This is a genomic window from Streptomyces sp. NPDC093544, assembly GCF_040683495.1.
Lineage (GTDB): Bacteria > Actinomycetota > Actinomycetes > Streptomycetales > Streptomycetaceae > Streptomyces.
The window spans coordinates 166,593-187,808 of the sequence record NZ_JBFBEA010000012.1; the positions used below are offsets into that span (position 1 = coordinate 166,593).

A 21,216-nucleotide genomic window follows, 5' to 3' on the forward strand; every position below is an offset into this window, starting at 1 on the left:
CTTTGCGACTCGTTTGATCGATCATTTTTCCCGAGGGGGCGTTCGGGGGCTCTCAAGAGGCTCCCCGAAGGCGTCAGGCCTGCGCCAGGCGGAAGTCCAGGGCCGTGCACCGCCGTCCGGCGGACACCGTGCGGACCGCCTGACCTATCGCTTTGCGGGAGCCGACGAGGACGACCAGCTTCTTCGCACGGGTGACGGCCGTATAGAGGAGATTGCGCTGGAGCATCATCCACGCGCCCGTGGTCACCGGGATCACCACCGCCGGGTACTCGCTGCCCTGGGAGCGGTGGATGGTCACCGCGTACGCGTGGGCCAGCTCGTCGAGTTCGTCGAAGTCGTACGGCACCTCCTCGTCCTCGTCCGTCAGCACCGTCAGGCGCTGCTCGTCCTCGTCGAGGGAGGTGACGACGCCCACCGTGCCGTTGAAGACGCCGTTCTCGCCCTTCTCGTAGTTGTTGCGAATCTGGGTGACCTTGTCGCCGACGCGGAAGACCCGGCCGCCGAAGCGCTTTTCGGGGAGGTCGGGGCGGGCGGGCGTGATGGCCTGCTGGAGGAGGCCGTTGAGGGCTCCCGCTCCCGCCGGGCCCCGGTGCATCGGCGCGAGCACCTGCACATCGCGGCGCGGGTCGAGCCCGAACTTGGCCGGAATCCGCCGTGCCGCCACGTCCACCGTGAGCCGTCCCGCCTCTTCGGTGTCGTCCTCGACGAAGAGGAAGAAGTCGTTCATGTTGTCCGTGTGCGGGTGCTGCCCGGAGTTGATCCGGTGCGCGTTCGTCACCACCCCGGACTTCTGCGCCTGGCGGAAGACCTGGGTGAGGCGGACCGCAGGGACCGGACCGCCGTCGGCGAGCAGATCGCGCAGCACCTCGCCGGCGCCGACGCTGGGGAGTTGGTCGACGTCTCCCACGAAGAGGAGGTGCGCGCCCGGAGGCACCGCCTTGACCAGCTTGTTGGCGAGCAGGAGGTCGAGCATCGAGGCCTCGTCCACTACCACCAGGTCGGCGTCCAGCGGCCGGTCCTTGTCGTACGCCGCGTCGCCGCCCGGCTTCAGCTCCAGGAGCCGGTGCACGGTGGAGGCCTCGGCCCCGGTCAGCTCGGCGAGACGCTTGGCGGCGCGGCCCGTGGGGGCGGCCAGGACGACCTTCGCCCGCTTGGCGCGCGCCAGCTCCACGATCGAACGGACCGTGAACGACTTGCCGCAGCCGGGACCGCCGGTCAGCACGGCGACCTTCTTGGTGAGCGCGAGCCGGACCGCCTCCTCCTGCTCGGGCGCCAACTCCTGGCCCGTACGCCCCTTCAGCCAGGCAAGAGCCTTGTCCCAGGCCACGTCGCGGAAGCCGGGCATCCGGTCCTGGTCGGTGCGCAGGAGGCGCAACAGCTGGGCGGACAGAGAGATTTCGGCGCGGTGGAAGGGGACCAGGTAGATGGCCGTCACCGGTTCGCCGCCGTCCGGGCCCGGCACCTTCTCGCGGACGACACCGGGGTCCTCGCCGCCCTCGGCAGGTGCCGCCAGCTCTCCGAGGCACTCGATGACAAGGCCCGTGTCCACCTGGAGGAGCTTCACCGCGTCCGCGATCAGCCGCTCCTCGGGGAGGTAGCAGTGGCCCTGGTCGGTGGACTGTGAAAGGGCGTACTGAAGACCGGCCTTGACGCGCTCCGGGCTGTCGTGCGGGATGCCGACGGACTGGGCGATCTTGTCGGCGGTGAGGAAGCCGATGCCCCAGACGTCGGACGCGAGCCGGTAGGGCTGGTTCTTGACCACGGAGATCGACGCGTCGCCGTACTTCTTGTAGATGCGGACCGCGATCGACGTGGACACCTCGACGGTCTGGAGGAAGAGCATGACCTCCTTGATCGCCCTCTGCTCCTCCCAGGCGTCGGCGATCTTCTTGGTGCGCTTGGGGCCGAGCCCGGGGACCTCGATGAGCCGCTTCGGCTCCTCCTCGATGATCTGGAGGGTGTCCAGGCCGAAGTGCTGGGTGATGCGGTCGGCGAAGACCGGGCCGATGCCCTTGACCAGGCCCGACCCCAGATAGCGGCGGATGCCCTGGATGGTGGCTGGGAGAACGGTTGTGTAGTTCTCCACAGTGAACTGCTTGCCGAACTGGGGATGGGAGCCCCAGCGGCCTTCCATGCGGAGCGACTCCCCCGCCTGCGCACCGAGCAACGAGCCCACGACGGTGAGCAGGTCGCCGCCGCCGCGGCCGGTGTCGACCCGGGCGACCGTGTATCCGTTCTCCTCGTTGGCGTACGTGATCCGTTCGAGCACGCCCTCCAGGACAGCCAGCTGAGACATGATCCGACGCTACCGCCCCGGTCTGACAGCCCGGGACACGTGTGGACAATCCCCCGGCCACTCCGCGCCGGCTCGCTTCATCACGATCCGGTCTCGGGGTCTTGTCAATGCGCGTGTAATCGATTCCAATCCTTCATGTAATCGATTCCACAAGGAGGTGGAGCGGCGATGGCGAGCATCAAGGACGTTGCCGCCGAGGCCGGCGTATCCGTCGCCACGGTCTCGCGGGTCCTGAACGACCATCCGTCGGTCAGTGCGGACGCACGCGTCCGTGTGCTGGCCGCCGTGGAGACCCTGGGCTACCGCCCGAACGCCGTCGCCCGCTCCCTGCGCACGGACCAGACCCGCACCCTCGGCCTGGTCATCAGCGACGTGATGAACCCGTACTTCACCGAGCTGGCCCGCTCCGTCGAGGAGGAGGCCCGCGCCCTCGGCTACAGCGTGATCATCGGAAACGCCGACGAGCGGCCCGACCTTCAGGATCACCACGTACGGACCCTGCTGGACCGGCGCATCGACGGCCTCCTCGTCTCCCCCACCGACGGCGGCTCCCCCGGGATGCTGGACGCCGCGCGCGCGGGAACCCCGGTGGTGTTCGTGGACCGCTGGATCCCGGGCCTCGACGTGCCCGTGGTACGGGCGGACGGACGTGCGGCCGTACGCGATCTCGTCGCCCATCTGCACGGGCTCGGGCACCGCAGGCTGGCCATCATCGCCGGCCCGGGGGCGACCACGACCGGCAGCGAACGAGTCGAGGCCTTCCGGGCGGCCATGGCCGAGTACGGGATCCCGCTGCCCGACGCCTACATAGGGCAGGGCGATTTCCAGGCCGAGAGCGGGCGGCGGGCCACCGAGCGGTTCCTCGAACTCCCCGAGCCGCCGGAAGTCGTCTTCGCCGCCGACAATCTGATGGCGCTCGGCGCGCTGGACGCCATCCGCGCGCGCGGGATGCGGATTCCGCAGGACATCGCGCTCGCCGCGTTCGACGACATCCCCTGGTTCGTGCACACCGATCCGCCGATCACCGCGATCGCCCAGCCGACGGGCGAGTTGGGCCGGGCCGCCGTACGCGCCCTGGTCGACCACATCGAGGGGCGGCCCCCGCAGTCGGTCACCCTCCACGCCCGTCTCGTCGTGCGCCGGTCGTGCGGCGAGAAGTCCCCCGTACAGAGGAGCAACCTGTGAGCCGCACAGAGGAGTTGCTGCGTATCGAAGGGATACGCAAAACCTTTCCCGGCGTCATCGCGCTCGACAGCGTGGACTTCGATCTGCGCCGCGGTGAGGTGCACGTCCTGCTCGGCGAGAACGGCGCGGGCAAGAGCACCCTCATCAAGATGCTCTCCGGCGCCTACCACCCCGACGCGGGGCGCGTCCTCGTCGACGGCGAGGAGGTCCGTATCCAGGGGGCGCAGGACTCCGAGCGTCTCGGGATCGCGACCATCTACCAGGAGTTCAACCTCGTCCCCGATCTGACGGTCGCCGAGAACATCTTCCTGGGGAGGCAGCCACGCCGCCTGGGGATGATCGACCGGAAGAAGATGGAGGCCGACGCCGCCGTCCTCCTGGAGCGCGTCGGCGTAAATGTGTCTCCACGCGCGCGTGTGCGTGAGCTCGGTATCGCGCGCCTCCAGATGGTCGAGATCGCGAAGGCGCTCAGCCTCGACGCGCGCGTGCTGATCATGGACGAGCCGACCGCCGTGCTCACCTCCGAGGAGGTCGAGAAGCTCTTCGTGATCGTGCGCCAACTGCGCGAGGACGGCGTCGGGATCGTCTTCATCACCCATCACCTGGAGGAGATCGCCGCCATCGGCGACCGGGTCACGGTCATCCGGGACGGCGGGAGCGTCGGCCAGGTGCCCGCCTCCACGCCCGAGGACGAACTCGTACGGCTCATGGTGGGCCGTTCCATCGAGCAGCAGTACCCGCGTGAACGGGCCGACGCCGGGGCCGCGTTGCTCACCGTCGAGGGGCTGACCCGGGACGGCGTCTTCCACGACGTGAGCTTCGAGGTACGGGCCGGTGAGGTCGTCGGCATCGCCGGGCTCGTCGGGGCCGGTCGTACGGAGGTCGTACGGGCGGTCTTCGGAGCCGATCCGTACGACAAGGGGGCTGTCAAGGTCTCCGGTGCCTCGGTCCCCAGGCACGACGTCAGCGCGGCGATGACCGCGGGCATCGGGCTGGTGCCCGAGGACCGCAAGGGCCAGGGGCTGCTGCTCGACCAGTCGGTGGAGGAGAACCTCGGGCTCGTCACCATGCGGGCCGCCACCAAGGGCGGCCTTGTGGACCTCAAGGGGCAGCGCGAGGCCGCCGCGCGGATCGCGAAGCAGTTGGGCGTGCGGATGGCCGGACTCGGCCAGCACGTACGGACGTTGTCCGGCGGCAACCAGCAGAAGGTCGTCATCGGCAAGTGGCTTCTCGCCGACACCAAGGTGCTGATCCTCGACGAGCCGACGCGCGGTATCGACGTCGGCGCCAAGGTCGAGATCTACCAGCTGATCAACGAACTGACGGCCGCCGGTGCCGCCGTACTGATGATCTCCAGCGATCTGCCCGAAGTCCTCGGCATGAGTGACCGGGTGCTGGTGATGGCCCAGGGCCGGATCGCGGGCGAACTGTCCGCCGACGAAGCGACCCAGGACTCCGTGATGGCACTCGCCGTCAGCACACCAACCCAAGCAACTACCGCTGTGGAGGGCCACCGTGGCCACTGACACGCTGAAGAGCACGCCGGGCGCGAGTGGCGCCTCGGGGATCCGCCGGCTCCTGCTCGACAACGGGGCGCTCACCGCGCTCATCGTCCTGGTCATCGCCATGTCGGCGCTGTCCGGCGACTTCCTGACCACCGACAACCTCCTCAACGTCGGCGTCCAGGCGGCCGTGACCGCCATCCTCGCCTTCGGCGTCACCTTCGTGATCGTCTCGGCGGGCATCGACCTGTCGGTCGGCTCGGTGGCGGCCCTGTCGGCCACGGTCCTTGCCTGGAGCGCCACTTCACATGGTGTGCCGGTCGTCCTGGCCGTTCTGCTCGCCATCGCCACCGGCATCGCGGCCGGCCTGATCAACGGCTTCCTGATCGCCTACGGCAAGCTGCCGCCGTTCATCGCGACGCTCGCCATGCTGTCGGTGGCCCGCGGTCTGTCCCTGGTGATCTCGCAGGGCTCCCCGATCGCCTTCCCCGACTCGGTCTCGCACCTCGGCGACACCCTCGGCGGCTGGTTGCCGGTGCCGGTCCTCGTCATGATCGTGATGGGGCTCATCGCGGCCTTCATCCTCGGCCGGACCTACATCGGCCGGTCCATGTACGCGATCGGCGGCAACGAGGAGGCCGCGCGCCTGTCGGGGCTGCGCGTGTCCAAGCAGAAGCTCGCCATCTACGCCCTGTCCGGCGTCTTCGCCGCCGCCGCGGGCATCGTCCTCGCCTCCCGGCTCTCCTCCGCGCAGCCGCAGGCCGCCGACGGCTACGAGCTGGACGCGATCGCCGCGGTCGTCATCGGCGGCGCCTCCCTCGCGGGCGGCACCGGCAAGGCGTCCGGCACCCTGATCGGCGCGCTGATCCTGGCGGTGCTGCGCAATGGACTGAATCTGCTGTCCGTCTCGGCGTTCTGGCAGCAGGTCGTCATCGGTGTCGTCATCGCGCTGGCCGTCCTGCTCGACACCGTGCGCCGCAAGGCGGGTGCCACGCCGGTCTCCGGCGCCTCCGGTGGCGGCAAGGGCAAGCAGGCGACGACATACGCGCTCGCTGCCGTGGTCACAGTGGCGATCGTGGGCGCGACCTCCTTCCTGCACAACGACTCTTCTACGAGCGCGAAGCCGAAGGTCGGCCTGTCCCTCTCCACGCTCAACAACCCGTTCTTCGTGCAGATCCGGTCGGGTGCCCAGGCCGAGGCGAAGAAGCTGGGCCTGGACCTGACGGTCACGGACGCCCAGAACGACGCCTCCCAGCAGGCCAACCAGCTGCAGAACTTCACCAGTTCGAACTACGGCGCGATCATCGTCAACCCGGTGGACTCGGACGCGGCGAGCAACTCCGTGAAGGCCGCCGACAAAGCGAAGATCCCCGTGATCGCCGTAGACCGAGGCGTCAACAAGGCGACTGTGGACACGCTGGTCGCCTCCGACAACATCGCCGGCGGTGAACTCGCCGCCAAGACGATCGCCGAGAAGCTCGGCGGCACCGGCAAGATCGTGATCCTCCAGGGCCAGGCGGGCACGTCGGCCGCCCGCGAGCGCGCCCAGGGCTTCGCCGACGGACTCAAGGCCTACCCCGGCATCCAGGTCCTCGCCCAGCAGCCCGCCGACTTCGACCGCACCAAGGGTCTCGACGTGATGTCGAACCTGCTCCAGGCCCACCCCGACGTCCAGGGTGTCATCGCCGCCAACGACGAGATGGCCCTCGGCGCGATCAAGGCGCTGGGCTCCAAGGCCGGCAAGTCGGTCTCGGTCGTCGGCTTCGACGGCACACCCGACGGCCTGACGGCGGTCAAGCAGGGCACGTTGTACGCGTCCGTGGCCCAGCAGCCGAGTCAGCTCGGCAAGATCGCCGTGGACAACGCGCTGCGCGCCGCCCAGGGCAAGAAGGTGCAGACGACGGTGAAGGTGCCGGTGAAGGTGGTCACGAAGGGGAACGTTGCCGGGTTCACCGGCTGACAGCGGTCAAGTCACCATTGTGGGGAGACACTTCATGTACGACTACGACCTGCTGGTCGTGGGTTCGGCCAACGCCGACCTGGTGATCGGTGTCGAGCGCCGGCCCGCGGCCGGGGAGACGGTGCTCGGCTCCGACCTGACCGTCCACCCCGGCGGCAAGGGCGCGAACCAGGCGGTCGCCGCCGCCCGACTCGGCGCGAGTACGGCCCTGTTGGCCCGCGTCGGCAACGACGCGCACGGGCGGCTGCTGCTGGACTCACAGCGGGCGGCCGGTGTCGACACCGTGGGCGTCCTGGTCGGCGGGGCGCCCACCGGGGTCGCGCTGATCACGGTCGATCCGTCCGGGGACAACAGCATCGTGGTCTCGCCCGGTGCGAACGGGCGGCTGACGCCCGGCGACGTCCGCGCGGCCGGGAGCCTCTTCCAGGCCTCCCGGGTGGTCTCGGCGCAGCTGGAGATCCCGTTGGAGACGGTCGTGGAGGTCGTACGGAATCTCGCCGACGACAGCCGCTTCGTACTGAATCCCTCGCCGCCCCGGCCGCTGCCCCGGGAGGTACTGGCGGCCTGTGACCCGCTGATCGTGAACGAGCACGAGGCGCGCGTACTGATCGGCGCGGACGCCGGTCCGGAGCCCGAGGACTGGGCGCGGCACCTGCTCGCTCTCGGCCCGAGCTCCGTGGTCATCACGCTGGGCGAGCAGGGCGCGCTGGTCGCCCAGCGAGCCGGGGCGCGGGTCCGGGTGCCGTCCGTGCGGGTCGAGGCCGTGGACACGACCGGGGCGGGCGACGCGTTCACCGCGGCGCTGGCCTGGCGGCTGGGGCTCGGGGAGTCGCTGGCCGAGGCCGCCGCGTACGCCGCTCGGGTCGGGGCCGCCGCGGTCACGCGGCCGGGTGCGCAGGAGTCCTTCCCGACGGCGGAGGAGGTCGCCGCCCTGTGAAGAAGGCGGGAATTCTGAACCGTCATCTCGCGGGCGCGCTGGCCGAGTTGGGCCACGGGGACGGGGTTCTGGTCTGCGATGCGGGGATGCCGATACCGGCGGGGCCGCGGGTCGTGGACCTGGCCTTCCGGGCCGGGGTGCCGTCCTTCGCCGAGGTGCTCGACGGGCTGCTGGACGAGCTGGTGGTGGAGGGCGCCACCGCCGCGCGCGAGGTCCGGGAGGCCAACCCGGAGGTCACGGCGTTGTTGGAAGGGCGTTTCCCGGGGTTGTGGACGGTCTCGCACGAGGAGCTGAAGTCGCTGTCGTCGGGGGCTCGGCTGGTCGTACGGACCGGGGAGGCCCGGCCGTACGCGAATGTGCTGCTGCGGTGCGGGGTGTTCTTTTAGGGTCCGGCCGGTCCGGTCCGTCTGGTCCGTCTGGTCCGCTCCGTCAGGGCGCCGACCCGTGAGCGCGCCGCTCCGTCAGGGCGCCGGGAAGGCGAGCCGTACGCCGAGCTGTTTCTCGGTCCGGCGCAGTGACGGGACCAGAGTCGCGCGCAACTCGCTCACCTCGTCGGCGTGTTCGGTGAGGAAGCGGGCGCGCAGCCGTTGCCTGGCCGGTTCGCGGACGGCTTCGACGGGGCGCATGCAGGTGGCGTAGGCGCGGCCGAGTTCGTGTGCGGCGCGGGGGAGGTCGGCGGGGGCGACGGTTTGCATGTGGGCGTCGGCAAGGGCCATGAAGGCCTGCTCGTCACGGGCCTGGATGCCCTGTTCGGCAAGGCAGCCGGGAAGGGTGCGCAGGGCCCGGACCGTGGCGGGATCACCGCGCAGCGAGACGAGTTCACCGAACCAACGTTGCTGGAGCGGGGCGTAGGTGTCGCGCAGCTCTTCGGCGGCAGCCGCTCCTTCGGCCTGGCACTCGCGGATCGCGGCCGGACTGCCGCCGCCGGTCGCGGCGGAACTCGCCGCCGGGGCGGGGACCGTGGCGCTCTCGCTCATTCCGTGCCGGGCGATGAAGTCCAGGTCGGGGAGTTCGAACAACCGGATGAAGGCGAGCGGTACCTGCTCGGGGAGCCCGATCCCGCGGTCGTGTGCGCAGGAGGCCGCGGCTGCGCGGGCCACCTGCTGCCCGAAGGTGTCCAGGCCCTGGGTCCAGCGGGTTTCGGCACCGGTCGCGGGGAAGACCATGGTTACGGCGTCGTCCGGCAGGGCGTAGTCGAGGCGGGCGGGGGCCACGCGCGCGGACGACGTGCCGTTCGACGGGCCTTCCGACGGGCCGGGCTCGCCGGACGGGACGGGACCGGCCGAGCAGGCGGCGAGCAGTGCGGCGGCGGACGCCGCGGCTACGACACGGGCTGCGGTACGACCCGCGACACCGGCCACGACACGCGCTGCCGTAGGACCCGCGACACCGGCCGCGGTACCGGCCGCGCCCCGGGGCACGAACCGGCGCGGGATCGCGGGGCGGATCGACCAGGACACCGGACGGATCACGCGGACCACTCCATCTCCTTCGGAGACCGGGTGGTGCCGTCGGACCGCGACGACACCACCCGGCGACGCGGAATCCGGGTCAGTGCGTGATGGTGACGGCGTCTCCGCCGTCGTAGTAGCTCGCGACCGTGAACGCGGTGCCGTCATTGACGCTTGTGCACAGCCAGTACGTGGAGTCGTTGATGCTGTGGCTGCCGTCGGAGGCCCAGACGTAACCCTTGTTACAGGTGCTCCAGACACCGCTGGAGTTACGGAGGCGGCCGGCGTACCGGTCGCCGAGCGTGCTCGTCGAGTCGTTGGAGTAGGTGAGGTTGAGGTCGCCACAAGTGCTGGTGGAGGACTTGTAGCGGATGGTGCCCACGCCTCCGTAGGCACCGGTGGTGAGCGAGGAGGCCACGCAGGCCTGCGGCGCGGCCGACGCCGCCGGAGCGAGTGTCACCACGCAGGTCGCGGCGGAGACCAGGGCGAGTGCGCCGGCCATGACGGTTCTGTTCATGGGTGTTCCCCCTTGGTTGGCAGTGCGGGCCTTGCTGGGCGGTGCAGTTGCTGGACGGTGCGGACCTTGCTTTGCGGTGCGAATGCCTTGCGGTGCGAATGCTTGGCAGTGCGGGCGGGCATCGCATCCCACCCGTGCCGGCATCGAGCGCGCCTCGTATGTGACTCGTGTCTGCCGCACACATGACTCACATGTGACTCGTGTGTGCCTCGATTGCGCTTCTGTGCCTCGATTGCGCTTCGCCGCTGACGCTCGCAGACCGGGACAGGCCCGTACTACGACCTTCGACCGGAGTCGAAAGACCGAGACCCGGCGGCGGACGCCGGCACTCCGGTGGTGCCTGAAGGGTCCGTGATGCGTGAGGGACCGACGGGGCGGAGCATCGCCGCGCCGAGCGGGGTGAGTGTGTGCAGCACGGTGTTGTTCGAGCGCTGACTGATGATCAGGCCCGCGTCGCGCAGCACGGTGGTGTGATGCGTGGCGGTGGCGGGCGAGACGCCCAGGAACCTCGCCAGTTCCGATGTGGTCGCGCCCTCGGCGAGCGTCCGCAGCGCGGCCGCGCGGGTCTTGCCGAGGAGCGCGCCGAGGGAGGCGTCGGACGGAAGCGCGGGCGCGGGCAGCCGGGAGCGGTGCAGGGGATAGATCAGCACCGGCTGCAAGGTGTCGTCGGCCAGCGCGATCGGGGTCCGCCAGCAGAAGTACGAGGGTACGAGGCGCAGCCCGCGCCCGCCGAGATGGAGGTCCCGGTCCTCGACGTAGTCGACCCGGAGAACGGGCGTATGCCAGCGCATGGTGGGGGTGAGGCCGGCGAGCAGGCCGTCGATGCCCGTGTCGAGGGTCTCGCGGGCCCGCAGGGCGCACTCACCGGTGATGCTCGCGCCGATGCGGTCGTGGTGCGGCGCGATCACGGCGTTGTGGTAGGCGCGGAGGACCTTGACGAACTCCTCGCGGTTCGCGCGTTCGACCAGGGTCTGGGCCCAGGGGGGAGCACCACTGACCCGGCCCAGTGTGTCCAGCTCGCAGGCGACCCGCGTGGGCGCGGTGTCGACGATCGCCATGAGCCCCCGGTCCAGCCCGTCGGCCGACTCCTGCGGGGTCAGGAAGTCCGGGAAGTAGCGTGCGCGGGGCACGACCGGGACGAGCAGCTGGCGCACCGCGCCACCGAGCGGCGTGCCCACCAGGGTGTCCCGGGCGGTGCGGTACCAGTCGGCGTAGGCCCAGCGCCCCTGCGAGGTCTGCAGCCTGTGCAGGCTGCAGACGATCTCCCAGAGCGGATCGGGCTCCCTGGCCAGCCGGACACGTCCGAAGTCCTTGGGCCCGAAGTGGATACGCAACACAAATCTCGCCCCCCGCGGTTGTCCGCCGCCGGCTCACCTCTGCTCAGCCATGCTCAGCTCTGTGCACGGAGCAGAGTGGGCGACAGTTGCCACGGGAGGGAACGCCTTATCCAGCCGCTCCCTGACGCCACTTGGGCTGAAATACGGGGTTGACGCCGCCTGCGGTGGGCGGGAGCCGTGATCCTCATGGCAGGGAACAGCTTCGCTCATGGCCGGGAACAGCTTCGAGGGGGGTCCGGTCCGTCGACCGGGCCCCCCTCGGGTTCCCCTCCACATCAAGACCCCCGCGATCCCCCCAGATCCCCCTCCAGAAGTCCTGATGCCAAGTACGACCCGCAAGGTGGGGGCAGGGTTGTACGGAGTTCTGAGATTTTTCTGGCGTACGGGTGGGACGGGGCGGACGCCGAGGTGAGGTGGCGTACGAGTGGTGAGGCAGTCTGCGAGCGCGGTGTCAGCGGACGCTGACGGTCACCGTCTTGGAGACGGTCTTGCCGTCGACGACGCGCAGGGTCTCGGTGCCCTTGGTCTTGACCTTGTCGGAGAGCTTGTAGGTGCCCTTCTTGACGGTGGTGCTCGCGGGCAGCGAGACCCACTTGCCGTTGACCTTCTCCTGCAGCGTCACTTTGCTGCCGTCCTTCAGACCGGCGGCGGAGCCGGTGAAGGTGATCGACTGGCCGGTCTTCGCCTTGGTGGTGCTGGCCGAGACGGTGATGGCGGGAGCCTTCGCCTTCGCGGTCGGTACGGCCGCGTTGGCGGCCGTGGCGCCTCCGGCAACGAGGGCGGCGGTGGCGAGGGAAACAGCGGCGATTCGAATGTTCACAGCGAACTCCTTGGTCAATTGCCATTTCTTTGGAAATCCGCCACACACCCCTTTCGGCTTGCGGCGAACTTGACCATACAGACACGTCCTGAGCAATTGCGGTTCCCTCTATTCTCGAAAAAGGCCAGGTCAACAGCTAAATCACAGGAAACGTGTCAGATGCATCAACCCTGATCTGCACGTATTTGAAAGGCCTGTGGAATTGAGCCGCGAAAAATATCTGGAGCCGGCCGCACACTCCCCACCAAGGACAGCGAAACCTCGCTGACCGTCGCCGGCAACCTCACCGCGAGCGCCGACCTGCGGGTTTCCTCGCGAAGATAAGATGTCCCCGCCTCGAAAGAGGCGTACAGCGGGGGGACTTGGGATGATCGGGACGGTGTTCCGGAGCGCGGATGTGCCCACGGAGGACAGGTTCGAATACTGGCGGGAGTTGGTCCACAGGGCGATCGCGCCCACTGACATCAGCAGCGAGCACACCATCGACTTCTGGGCCGAGCAGCGGCTGCTGGAGCTGGGGCCCGTAATGGTGTGGCCTGCGTCGTTCCTGCCGACACGGTTCCGGCGCACCGAGAAACTCATCCGACAGGTCGACCCCGAGTTGTTCCACCTGTCCCTGATTCTCGATGGCGGGCTTGGCCTCGACCATGCCGGGCGGAGCGAACTGTGCGGCCCGCGCGACCTGTGGGTGACCGACAGCTCGCAGCCCTACGACGTGCGCCCGCCGGACGACGGGAACCTCCGCGTGATCACCGGGGTGGGCGTGGACTTTCCCAAGGCGCTGCTGCCGCTGCCCCCGGACCGCGTCCGGGAGCTGCTGGGCAGACGGCTGCCGGGGCGGGAGGGAACGGGCGCCCTGCTGGCGGACTTCCTCACCGGCCTGGACAGGGAGGCCAACTCCCTCCAGCCGTCCGACGCGCCACGCCTCGGTACGGTCCTGGTCGACCTGCTGACCGCCTGGTTCGCCCAGTTACTGGAGGTGGAGGGCACCCTGCCGCCGGAGACCCGGCACCGGGCCATGACCGAGCGCATACGCGCGTTCATCCGCCAGAACCTGCACGACCCCGAGCTGACACCGGCCACGATCGCCGCCGCGCACCACATCTCCGTCAGCTACCTGCACCGCCTCTTCCAGGACGAGGTACGGGGCGAGACGGTAGCGGCCTGGATCCGCAGCCGGCGGCTGGAGGGCGCCCGCCGCGACTTGGCGGACCCCACGCTGGACGCCACCCCGATCCACGCCATCGCCTCTCGCTGGGGCCTCCCGCGCGGCTCCGGATTCACCCGCGTCTTCCGCAGCGCGTACGGACTCTCCCCCAGGGAGTGCCGACTCCAGGCCCTGGCCGTACAGGAGTAGACGCAATGGCAACTATCTGTGGACTCAGGGCCAACGACAGCCACGGGAGTCACCCGCATTCTGGACCTTGGTGTTCCATCCCTACCGGGGAGGGATGGAACACCAAGGCGTCTCCGCGACTTTCCGCGCCTCGGGCCGCTACGCCGCGTGCTCCACGAACCGCGCCGCCGTCTCAGCCAGCACCTCACGCCCGTCGCGTGCCCACAACCCGTCGTTGAACAGCTCGACTTCGATGGGACCGGTGTAGCCCGCCGCCTCGACGTACGAGCGCCACTGACGCATGTCGATCGAGCCGTCGCCGATCTGGCCGCGGCCGTTGAGGACGCCCTCGGGCAACGGGGTGGTCCAGTCGGCGAGTTGGAAGGTGTGGATGCGGCCGGCGGCGCCCGCGCGGGCGATCTGGGCGGGAGCCGTGTCGTCCCACCAGATGTGATACGTGTCCACCGTGACGCCGACCTGGTCCGCGGGGAAGCGTTCCGCGAGGTCCAGGGCCTGGGCCAGGGTCGACACCACGCAACGGTCCGAGGCGTACATGGGGTGCAGCGGCTCGATGGCCAGGCGTACGCCCCGCTGCGCCGCGTACGGGCCCAACTCCCCCAGCGCCTCCGCGATGCGCTCCCGGGCGCCGTGCAGGTCCTTGTCTCCGGTCGGCAGCCCGCCGGAGACCAGGACCAGTGTGTCCGTGCCGAGCGTGGCCGCCTCGTCGATCGCCGAACGGTTGTCCGCCAGGGCGGCGGCCCGCTCGGCCGGATCGATCGCCGTGAAGAAGCCACCCCGGCACAGGGTCGTCACCGCCAGACCCGCGCCTCGGACCAGCTTGGCGGTCGCGTCGAGCCCGTAGGCATGAACCGGCTCACGCCAGAGGCCGACACCGGGGACGCCCAACGCCAAACAGGCATCGACCAGTTCGGGCATCGACAGCTGCTTCACCGTCATCTGGTTGATGGAGAATCGCGACAGGTTCACTTTCACTGAGCCACTCCGTACAGGGAAAGCATCGTCCTCATTCTCGTCTCGGCCAGCTCCGGATTCGGGAACAGGCCGAGGCCGTCGGCCAGTTCGTAGGCGCGGGCGAAGTGCGGGAGCGAGCGCGCCGACTGCAGACCGCCGACCATCGTGAAGTGGGACTGGTGGCCGGCGAGCCACGCCAGGAAGACAACTCCCGTCTTGTAGAAGCGGGTCGGGGTCTGGAAGAGATGGCGGGACAACTCGACGGTCGGGTCGAGAAGCTCCCGGAAGCCCTTCACATCGCCCGTGTCCAGGACCCGTACGGCGTCCGCCGCCAGGGGCCCCAACGGGTCGAAGATGCCCAACAGCGCGTGGCTGAAGCCCTGTTCGTCGCCCGCGATCAGTTCGGGATAGTTGAAATCGTCGCCGGTGTAGCAGCGCACGCCCTGCGGGAGACGGCGTCGGATGTCGATCTCGCGCCCGGCGTCCAGCAACGAGACCTTGATGCCGTCCACCTTGTCCGGGTGGGCCGCGATGACCTGCAAGAACACATCCGTGGCGGCGTCCAGGTCGCTCGACCCCCAGTAGCCCTCCAGCGCCGGGTCGAACATCGGCCCCAGCCAGTGCAGGACCACGGGTTCGGACGACTGCCGGAGCAGATGCCCGTACACCTCCAGGTAGTCCTCGGGTCCGGCGGCGGCCGCCGCCAGCGCACGCGAGGCCATCAGGATCGCCTGGGCGCCCGACTCCTCGACGAGGGCCAGCTGCTCCTCGTAAGCCTTCCGGATCTCCTCCAGCGAGCCCCTCGTGAGCTGGTCCGTGCCGACGCCGCAGGCGATCCGTCCGCCGACCGCCTTGGCCTCGGCGGCCGACCGGCGGATGAGTTCCGCCGCGCCGGCCCAGTCGAGCCCCATCCCCCGCTGTGCGGTGTCCATCGCCTCGGCGACACCGAGCCCGTGGGCCCACAGATGGCGGCGGAAGGCGAGGGTCGCGTCCCAGTCGACGGCCGCGGGCGAGTCGGGGGACACATCCGCGTACGGATCGGCGACGACATGCGCCGCCGAGAAGACCGTACGGGAGGCGAAGGGCGCACCGGAGGCGTGGACGAGGGATTCGGAGCGCGGTGTATACGTACGCAACTCGCCACCCACCCCCGGCAGTTGAATGGCCCTCACAGCGAAATCTCCGGTACGTCGAGACGGCGGCCCTCGGCCGAGGACTTCAGGCCGAGTTCGGCGAGCTGGACACCGCGGGCGCCGGCGAGGAGGTCCCAGTGGTAGGGCGCGTCCGCGTACACGTGCCGGAGGAACAGTTCCCACTGGGCCTTGAAGCCGTTGTCGAACTCGGCGTTGTCGGGGACCTCCTGCCACTGGTCGCGGAAGGAGTAGGTGGCCGGGATGTCAGGGTTCCAGACCGGCTTGGGCGTCGAACTCCGGTGCTGGACGCGGCAGTTGCGCAAGCCGGCCACAGCCGATCCCTCCGTCCCGTCGACCTGGAACTCGACCAGCTCGTCGCGGTTGACCCGCACGGCCCACGACGAGTTGATCTGCGCGATCGCACCGCCCGCCAGCTCGAAGATGCCGTACGCGGAGTCGTCGGCCGTGGCGTCGTACGGCTTGTTCTGCTCGTCCCAGCGCTGCGGGATGTGGGTGGTGGCGATGGCCTGGACGGAGGTGACCCGCCCGAAGAGCTCGTGCAGCACGTACTCCCAGTGCGGGAACATGTCGACGACGATGCCGCCGCCGTCCTCCGCGCGGTAGTTCCAGGAGGGCCGCTGGGCGGACTGCCAGTCGCCCTCGAAGACCCAGTAGCCGAACTCCCCGCGGATGGACAGGATCCGGCCGAAGAAGCCGCCGTCGATGAGGCGCTTGAGCTTGAGCAGGCCGGGGAGGAAGAGCTTGTCCTGGACGACGCCGTGCTTGATGCCCTTGTCACGAGCGAGACGGGCCAGTTCCAGAGCGCCGCCGAGGCCGGTCGCGGTCGGCTTCTCGGTGTAGATGTGCTTGCCCGCCACGATCGCCGCCTTGAGCGCCTCCTCGCGGGCGGAGGTGACCTGTGCGTCGAAGTAGAGGTCGATGGTGGGGTCGGCCAGGACGGCGTCCAGGTCCGTGGACCACTCCTCAAGGCCGTGCCGCTCGGCAAGCGCTTTCAGGGCGTGCTCGCGACGGCCGACGAGGACGGGTTCGGGCCACAGCACGGTGCCGTCGCCCAGGTCGAGGCCGCCCTGTTCACGCAGGGCGAGGATGGAGCGGACAAGGTGCTGGCGGTAGCCCATACGCCCCGTCACGCCGTTCATGGCGATACGCACCGTCTTGCGTGTCACGTCATTCCCTTCGTACGCGGGTTCCGCGCCCCGTACGCCCCACTGAGGAACTGGTGAGCGCATCAGCAAGCGCTTTCTACTAAGGGAGAAGCTAGCCTCTGTCGAGCCCATTGGACAAGACCAACAGAGGGACGGGATGTTCGATCGGTCGGACGGGTGGACGCGGGGGGTGTGGTCAGGGTCGGATGTACCCGCATATAGGGGCCGTCCGAACACGCGGTTCCCAGGAGCCGTGGACCGCCCCCTGGGAACCGCGTGGCCGCACCCCGTAACGACAACCACGACGAGAACCACAACAACAACCACAACAAGAACCACAACAAGTGGCGCGACCGGAGGACGACGAGATGACCGTGACCCTGGCGGACGTGGCGGCACGTGCGCAGGTCTCGCCCGCGACCGTGTCCCGGGTGCTGAACGGGAACTATCCCGTCGCGGCGACCACGCGCGAGCGGGTACTGCGTGCGGTGAACGAGCTGGACTACGTACTGAACGGCCCCGCGAGTTCGCTGGCCGCGGCGACGTCCGACCTCGTGGGGATCCTCGTCAACGACATCGCCGACCCCTTCTTCGGAATCATGGCGGCCGCGATCCAGTCGGAGATCGGGGGGCCCGGGGGGCGCGCGGGCGGGGAACGGCTGGGGGTCGTGTGCAACACGGGCGGCTCCCCGGAGCGTGAACTGACCTACCTCACGCTCCTTCAGCGCCAACGCGCCGCCGCCGTCGTCCTCACCGGCGGCGCGATCGAGGACGCCGCACACGCCGGCGCCGTCGCCGCGAAGCTGCGCAGGCTGACGGAGGCCGGAACCAAGGTCGTCCTCTGCGGACGGCCGCCCTCACCGGAAGCCGCCGAGGCGATCGCCCTCACCTTCGACAACCGCGGCGGCGGCCAGGAACTCACCGAGCATCTGATCGGCCTCGGGCACCGGAAGCTCGGCTACATCGCCGGCCCCGAGGAGCGGACGACGACCCGGCACCGCCTCGAAGGCCACCGGGACGCGCTCGCCGCACGCGGGATCAAAGACGACCCACTGCGCATCGTGCACGGCCGGTACGACCGCCGCTCCGGCTACGAGGCGACACTCGAACTCCTGCGCCACGAACCCTCGTTGACCGCCATCGTCGCCGCGAACGACACCGTGGCACTCGGTGCGTGCGCCGCACTGCGGGACTCGGGACTACGGATTCCGGACGACGTGTCCGTCGCGGGCTTCGACGACCTGCCGTTCAGCATCGACGCGGTACCCGCGCTGACGACGGTACGACTGCCACTGACCGAGGCGGGGGCACGCGCCGGCCGGATCGCGATGGGCCGGGAGGAGCCGCCGCCCGGGGGGATCGCCACGGTGCGGGGGGAGTTGATGGTGCGGGGCTCGACGGGAGCGCCGCGGCCGTAGAGGCTCACGGGGCTCGGGCGTAGAACCTGCACGAGCCCCGAACTCGGGAGCTGCACGGGCCCCGAACCCAGGAGCTGCACGAGCCCCCACGCGCCGGCAGCCGCATACGCACGGAAGGGGCCGTGCCGGTACGTCCACATGCCCGTCGCGTACGTTCGCGTCACCGGACCCCTCGCTTCCTGCCCAACGTCTGATCCGGCGGCGACGGGCGGGACGTACCGGCACGCCCCCGACCCACCCACCGCGCACCGCACCGCATCGCACCGCACCGCACCGCACCGCACCGCACCGCACCGACGGACGACGGACCGCAGACGCTGGACGCACGGCTGACGACGACCGGCAGCCCCTGCACGAGGCCGTCCGGAACACACGCCCGGACGCGGCTTACCCTCGTACTCACAGAACCTCTGACTGAGTCAACAAAAGAGCCGACCACCCGGGACCGACCATGACCGTCCAGGACATCCGCTCCTTCAACCGCTTCTATACGAACGTCATCGGCGCCCTCGACTACGGCCGCCACCTCTACGCCCCCTACACGCTCACCGAGTCCCGCGTCCTGTACGAACTCGCCCACTCCCCTCGTACGGACGCCGCCGACCTACGCCGCGAACTCTCCCTGGACGCGGGGTACTTGAGCCGCATCCTGAACAAGTTCGAGCAGGACGGACTGGTCGAGCGCGCGCCGTCCGAGAAGGACCCGCGGCGCCGTCGCGTCACGCTCACCGCGCGTGGCCGGGAGGTGGCCGGCCTGCTGGACGAGCGGGCACGGGAGAGCGTCGGTGCGCTGCTCGCCACGGTGGCCCCCGCCGACCGGCCACGGCTCGCGGAGGCGATGCGCACGGTGCGGACGCTCCTGGGCGACGGACGGGACCGGGGGCAAGGCCGGGAACGGGGCCCGGCACAGGACCGGGGACAGGTCCCGGGACAGGGCCGGGCTCCCCGTCACGAGGACGTCGTGCTGCGCGAGCCCGCCCCCGGCGACCTCGGCTGGATCGTGCAGCGCAACGCCGCGCTGTACACGGCCGAGCTCGGCTGGAACACCGACTACGAGGGCCTGGTGGCAAGGATCGTCGCCGACTTCGCCGAGGACCACGATCCGCACCTGGAGCGGGTGTGGATCGCCGAGCTCGACGGCCGGCCGGTGGGCTGCGTGATGTGCGTACGGGACGACGCCCCCGCGACGGCCCGCCTCCGCCTCCTCCTCGTCGAACCGGACGCGCGCGGCCTGGGCATCGGCGACCAACTGGTCACGGCCGTCGCCGACTTCGCACGCGGCGTCGGCTACCACGATCTCGTCCTTTGGACCAACGACGTCCTGGCCTCGGCCCGCCGCGTCTACCAGCGCCACGGTTTCGTCCTCGTCTCCGAGAAACCGCACCGCTCCTTCGGCGCGGATCTGGTCGGCCAGGACTGGCGTCTGGACCTGCGCGGCAACGCTGAGTGACGAGTAAAGTCCACCTCATGAAGCTGGCCTTTTCCACCCTCGGCGTCCCCGCACTCCCGGTCCCCGAAGTCGTACGCCTGGCCGTCGAGCACGGCTACCACGGCGTCGAACTGCGCGCGCATCCGGAGGAGCCCGTACACCCCGGTATCGGACCGGCGGAACGGGCGGACGTGGCCGCGGAGTTCAAGGCGTCCGGCATCGAGATCCTCGGCCTGGCGGGATACGCACGCGTCGCCGCGCCGGGCGACGACACCGCCGTACTCGCGGAGATCCGAGAACTCCTGGACCTGGCAAGGGACTTGGGCGCACCCTTCGTCCGCGTCTTCCCGGGGGGCGCCGACCAGAGCCCCGAGGAGGCGGACGCGACGGCGGCTCGACGCCTGGGCACGGCGGCGGAGTACGCCGCCGAGGTGGGCGTACGCATCCTGCTGGAGACGCACGACTCGCACCGCACCGGCGCGGCCGCGATCCGTGTCCTCGGCCCGGTCGGCCACCGGCAGGTGGGCTCACTGTGGGACGTCATGCACACCTGGCTGGGCGGCGAGCAGCCGTCGTCGACGTACGCGGCGCTGGCCCCGCACCTCGGCTACGTCCAGGTCAAGGACATCGCGTCCGCCGAGGACACGACCCCGCTGCCACTCGGAGCGGGGGTACTCCCGCTCACCGAGTGCGTGGAACTGCTCTCCCGCGAGGGCTGGGACGGCTGGCTGTGCTGGGAGTACGAGAAGCGGTGGTACGAGAAGGCGGCGCCGTTCCCGGGCTTGCTCGGCCCGGGCCGGGAACACCTCGCACGACTGCTGAACGGGTCGGCGTAGCCGGGCGCAATCCAGGGTGATTTCGCCGGCCGCGGCCGGGGCCCACGGGCCCGGCGCTCGGCGGGTTGCCGGTACCTGGAGTGGGAGCTCGCCCGATACCCGCTGCCCGGCTGGGACACCGACCTGCTGCTCGACGCCGCGGACCGCATCTCAAGAACAGGCGACGTTCCCCTACAGCGAAGCCTCTTCGCCCGCGTCGAGGCAGCGGCCAGGAGCGCAGGGCACGGCCCGGTGCTGGACGCATGGGGGGAGGATCTCGACCCGATGCGACCGCAATGCGCCGCCCGAGGACGCGGCCCTACGCCGGACGGGCAATGAACTTCACAGAGCTGGAGCCGGAGCCGGACTCGTCGAGGCACCAGTCCAGTACCGCCGGCCAGGAGCCGTACCCGGCGTCCAGGTCGAGGTGGCCCGCACCCGGGATGAGTTCGGTGGGGATGCCCAGGGGGTCGCCGTAGGCAGCGAGGGCGCCCCCGGCGCAGTACGGGTCGTCGTCGCCCGCGACCAGTCGGGTCGGCCCCGGCAGGGTGAGCGGGAAGGCGGGCGGGGCGAACGCCGCGACCTCCGGGATCCCCAGGAGTGTGGACGCCGACGGCGGCCCCACGAACAGGACTCGGTCGACGTCGAGCCCCTTGGCATCGCGGGCGACCGCGTGCAGCCACAGCAGAACGGACAGGCTGTGGGCGATCACCACGCGCTCGACGCCGCGCGGCAGACCTTCGAGGTGCCGGGACAACTCCGCCAGCCACACGTCCAGGTCCGGGTCATCGGGGTCGGGCAGCTGGGGGTACACGACGAGGTGCCCCAGGTCGGTCAGTTGGTCGGCCAGCCAGTGCTGCCAGTGGTCGGACGGCCGATGGTTCTGCCAGCCGTGCAGGATGAGGAAGCTCCGGGAGGTCATGGGGTGATGGTTTCCGATCA

General features: G+C 70.0%; 18 protein-coding genes and 1 pseudogene. 10 read left to right on the top strand and 9 right to left on the bottom strand.

Features of this window, described 5'->3' with window-relative positions; all coding sequences use genetic code 11:
• Positions 1-73 precede the first annotated feature (73 nt).
• Complete coding sequence (locus AB0N66_RS20115; protein ID WP_365436507.1) at positions 74-2,296, bottom strand: ATP-dependent RecD-like DNA helicase; 2,223 nt, start codon at positions 2,294-2,296, stop codon at positions 74-76.
• A 168-nt stretch (positions 2,297-2,464) separates the two neighbouring features.
• Between AB0N66_RS20115 and AB0N66_RS20120 the strand changes: the two genes are divergently transcribed.
• Genes AB0N66_RS20120 through rbsD form a run of 5 tightly spaced genes read left to right on the top strand, consistent with a single transcriptional unit; the run spans position 2,465 to position 8,266 of the window.
• A complete protein-coding gene (locus AB0N66_RS20120) occupies positions 2,465-3,481 on the top strand; it encodes a LacI family DNA-binding transcriptional regulator (protein WP_365436510.1) in 1,017 nt (338 codons plus the stop codon).
• Positions 3,478-5,007, top strand: a complete 1,530-nt coding sequence (locus AB0N66_RS20125; RefSeq protein ID WP_365436513.1) for a sugar ABC transporter ATP-binding protein — start codon at positions 3,478-3,480, stop codon at positions 5,005-5,007. The genes AB0N66_RS20120 and AB0N66_RS20125 overlap by 4 nt, the downstream gene beginning before the upstream one ends.
• Positions 4,997-6,943: a substrate-binding domain-containing protein gene (locus AB0N66_RS20130; RefSeq protein WP_365436516.1), complete on the top strand. Its 1,947-nt coding sequence runs from the start codon at positions 4,997-4,999 to the stop codon at positions 6,941-6,943. Before AB0N66_RS20125 ends, AB0N66_RS20130 begins: the two co-directional genes overlap by 11 nt.
• 34 nt (positions 6,944-6,977) lie before the next feature.
• Complete coding sequence (locus AB0N66_RS20135) at positions 6,978-7,880, top strand: ribokinase (protein ID WP_365436519.1); 903 nt, start codon at positions 6,978-6,980, stop codon at positions 7,878-7,880.
• A complete protein-coding gene (gene rbsD / locus AB0N66_RS20140; RefSeq protein WP_365436522.1) occupies positions 7,877-8,266 on the top strand; it encodes a D-ribose pyranase in 390 nt (129 codons plus the stop codon). Before AB0N66_RS20135 ends, rbsD begins: the two co-directional genes overlap by 4 nt.
• A 75-nt stretch (positions 8,267-8,341) precedes the next feature.
• On the opposite strand, the gene AB0N66_RS20145 is transcribed toward rbsD, so the two are convergent.
• The 4 genes from AB0N66_RS20145 to AB0N66_RS20160 all read right to left on the bottom strand — a co-directional run bounded on the left by AB0N66_RS20145 (position 8,342) and on the right by AB0N66_RS20160 (position 12,005).
• The gene (locus AB0N66_RS20145) at positions 8,342-9,361 is read right to left on the bottom strand and encodes a hypothetical protein (RefSeq protein WP_365436525.1); all 1,020 of its coding nucleotides are present in this window, start codon (positions 9,359-9,361) and stop codon (positions 8,342-8,344) included.
• A gap of 70 nt (positions 9,362-9,431) precedes the next feature.
• Positions 9,432-9,848, bottom strand: a complete 417-nt coding sequence (locus AB0N66_RS20150) for a hypothetical protein (RefSeq protein ID WP_365436528.1) — start codon at positions 9,846-9,848, stop codon at positions 9,432-9,434.
• A gap of 275 nt (positions 9,849-10,123) precedes the next feature.
• On the bottom strand, positions 10,124-11,185 hold the full coding sequence (locus tag AB0N66_RS20155; RefSeq protein WP_365436531.1) for a winged helix-turn-helix domain-containing protein: 1,062 nt from the start codon (positions 11,183-11,185) through the stop codon (positions 10,124-10,126).
• Between the two features lie 451 nt (positions 11,186-11,636).
• Positions 11,637-12,005 (bottom strand): hypothetical protein, encoded by a 369-nt coding sequence (locus tag AB0N66_RS20160; protein ID WP_365436534.1) that lies wholly within the window; start codon positions 12,003-12,005, stop codon positions 11,637-11,639.
• Positions 12,006-12,372: 367 nt separating this feature from the next.
• Here AB0N66_RS20160 and AB0N66_RS20165 point away from each other — a divergent pair, with 367 nt between their 5' ends.
• Positions 12,373-13,362, top strand: a complete 990-nt coding sequence (locus tag AB0N66_RS20165) for a helix-turn-helix domain-containing protein (protein WP_365436537.1) — start codon at positions 12,373-12,375, stop codon at positions 13,360-13,362.
• Positions 13,363-13,500: 138 nt separating this feature from the next.
• Here AB0N66_RS20165 and AB0N66_RS20170 read toward each other — a convergent pair whose 3' ends face one another.
• The 3 genes from AB0N66_RS20170 to AB0N66_RS20180 are packed head-to-tail and all read right to left on the bottom strand — an operon-like array spanning position 13,501 to position 16,633.
• On the bottom strand, positions 13,501-14,298 hold the full coding sequence (locus AB0N66_RS20170) for a sugar phosphate isomerase/epimerase family protein (RefSeq protein WP_365436825.1): 798 nt from the start codon (positions 14,296-14,298) through the stop codon (positions 13,501-13,503).
• Positions 14,299-14,330: 32 nt separating this feature from the next.
• Positions 14,331-15,485, bottom strand: coding sequence for a dihydrodipicolinate synthase family protein (locus AB0N66_RS20175; RefSeq protein WP_365436539.1), 1,155 nt, complete (start codon positions 15,483-15,485; stop codon positions 14,331-14,333).
• A complete protein-coding gene (locus AB0N66_RS20180) occupies positions 15,482-16,633 on the bottom strand; it encodes a Gfo/Idh/MocA family oxidoreductase (protein ID WP_365436542.1) in 1,152 nt (383 codons plus the stop codon). Before AB0N66_RS20180 ends, AB0N66_RS20175 begins: the two co-directional genes overlap by 4 nt.
• Before the next feature lie 347 nt (positions 16,634-16,980).
• Between AB0N66_RS20180 and AB0N66_RS20185 the strand changes: the two genes are divergently transcribed.
• The 4 genes and pseudogenes from AB0N66_RS20185 to AB0N66_RS20200 all read left to right on the top strand — a co-directional run.
• A complete protein-coding gene (locus AB0N66_RS20185; protein WP_365436545.1) occupies positions 16,981-18,030 on the top strand; it encodes a LacI family DNA-binding transcriptional regulator in 1,050 nt (349 codons plus the stop codon).
• A 451-nt stretch (positions 18,031-18,481) separates the two neighbouring features.
• A complete protein-coding gene (locus tag AB0N66_RS20190) occupies positions 18,482-19,480 on the top strand; it encodes a bifunctional helix-turn-helix transcriptional regulator/GNAT family N-acetyltransferase (RefSeq protein ID WP_365436548.1) in 999 nt (332 codons plus the stop codon).
• A gap of 17 nt (positions 19,481-19,497) precedes the next feature.
• Positions 19,498-20,295: a sugar phosphate isomerase/epimerase family protein gene (locus AB0N66_RS20195; RefSeq protein ID WP_365436551.1), complete on the top strand. Its 798-nt coding sequence runs from the start codon at positions 19,498-19,500 to the stop codon at positions 20,293-20,295.
• A 69-nt stretch (positions 20,296-20,364) separates the two neighbouring features.
• Positions 20,365-20,613 (top strand): annotated as a pseudogene (locus tag AB0N66_RS20200) (hypothetical protein); the annotation flags it as partial.
• On the opposite strand, the gene AB0N66_RS20205 reads toward AB0N66_RS20200, so the two are convergent.
• The gene (locus AB0N66_RS20205; RefSeq protein WP_365436554.1) at positions 20,594-21,196 is read right to left on the bottom strand and encodes an alpha/beta hydrolase; all 603 of its coding nucleotides are present in this window, start codon (positions 21,194-21,196) and stop codon (positions 20,594-20,596) included. The pseudogene AB0N66_RS20200 and the gene AB0N66_RS20205 overlap by 20 nt on opposite strands.
• Positions 21,197-21,216: the final 20 nt, after the last annotated feature.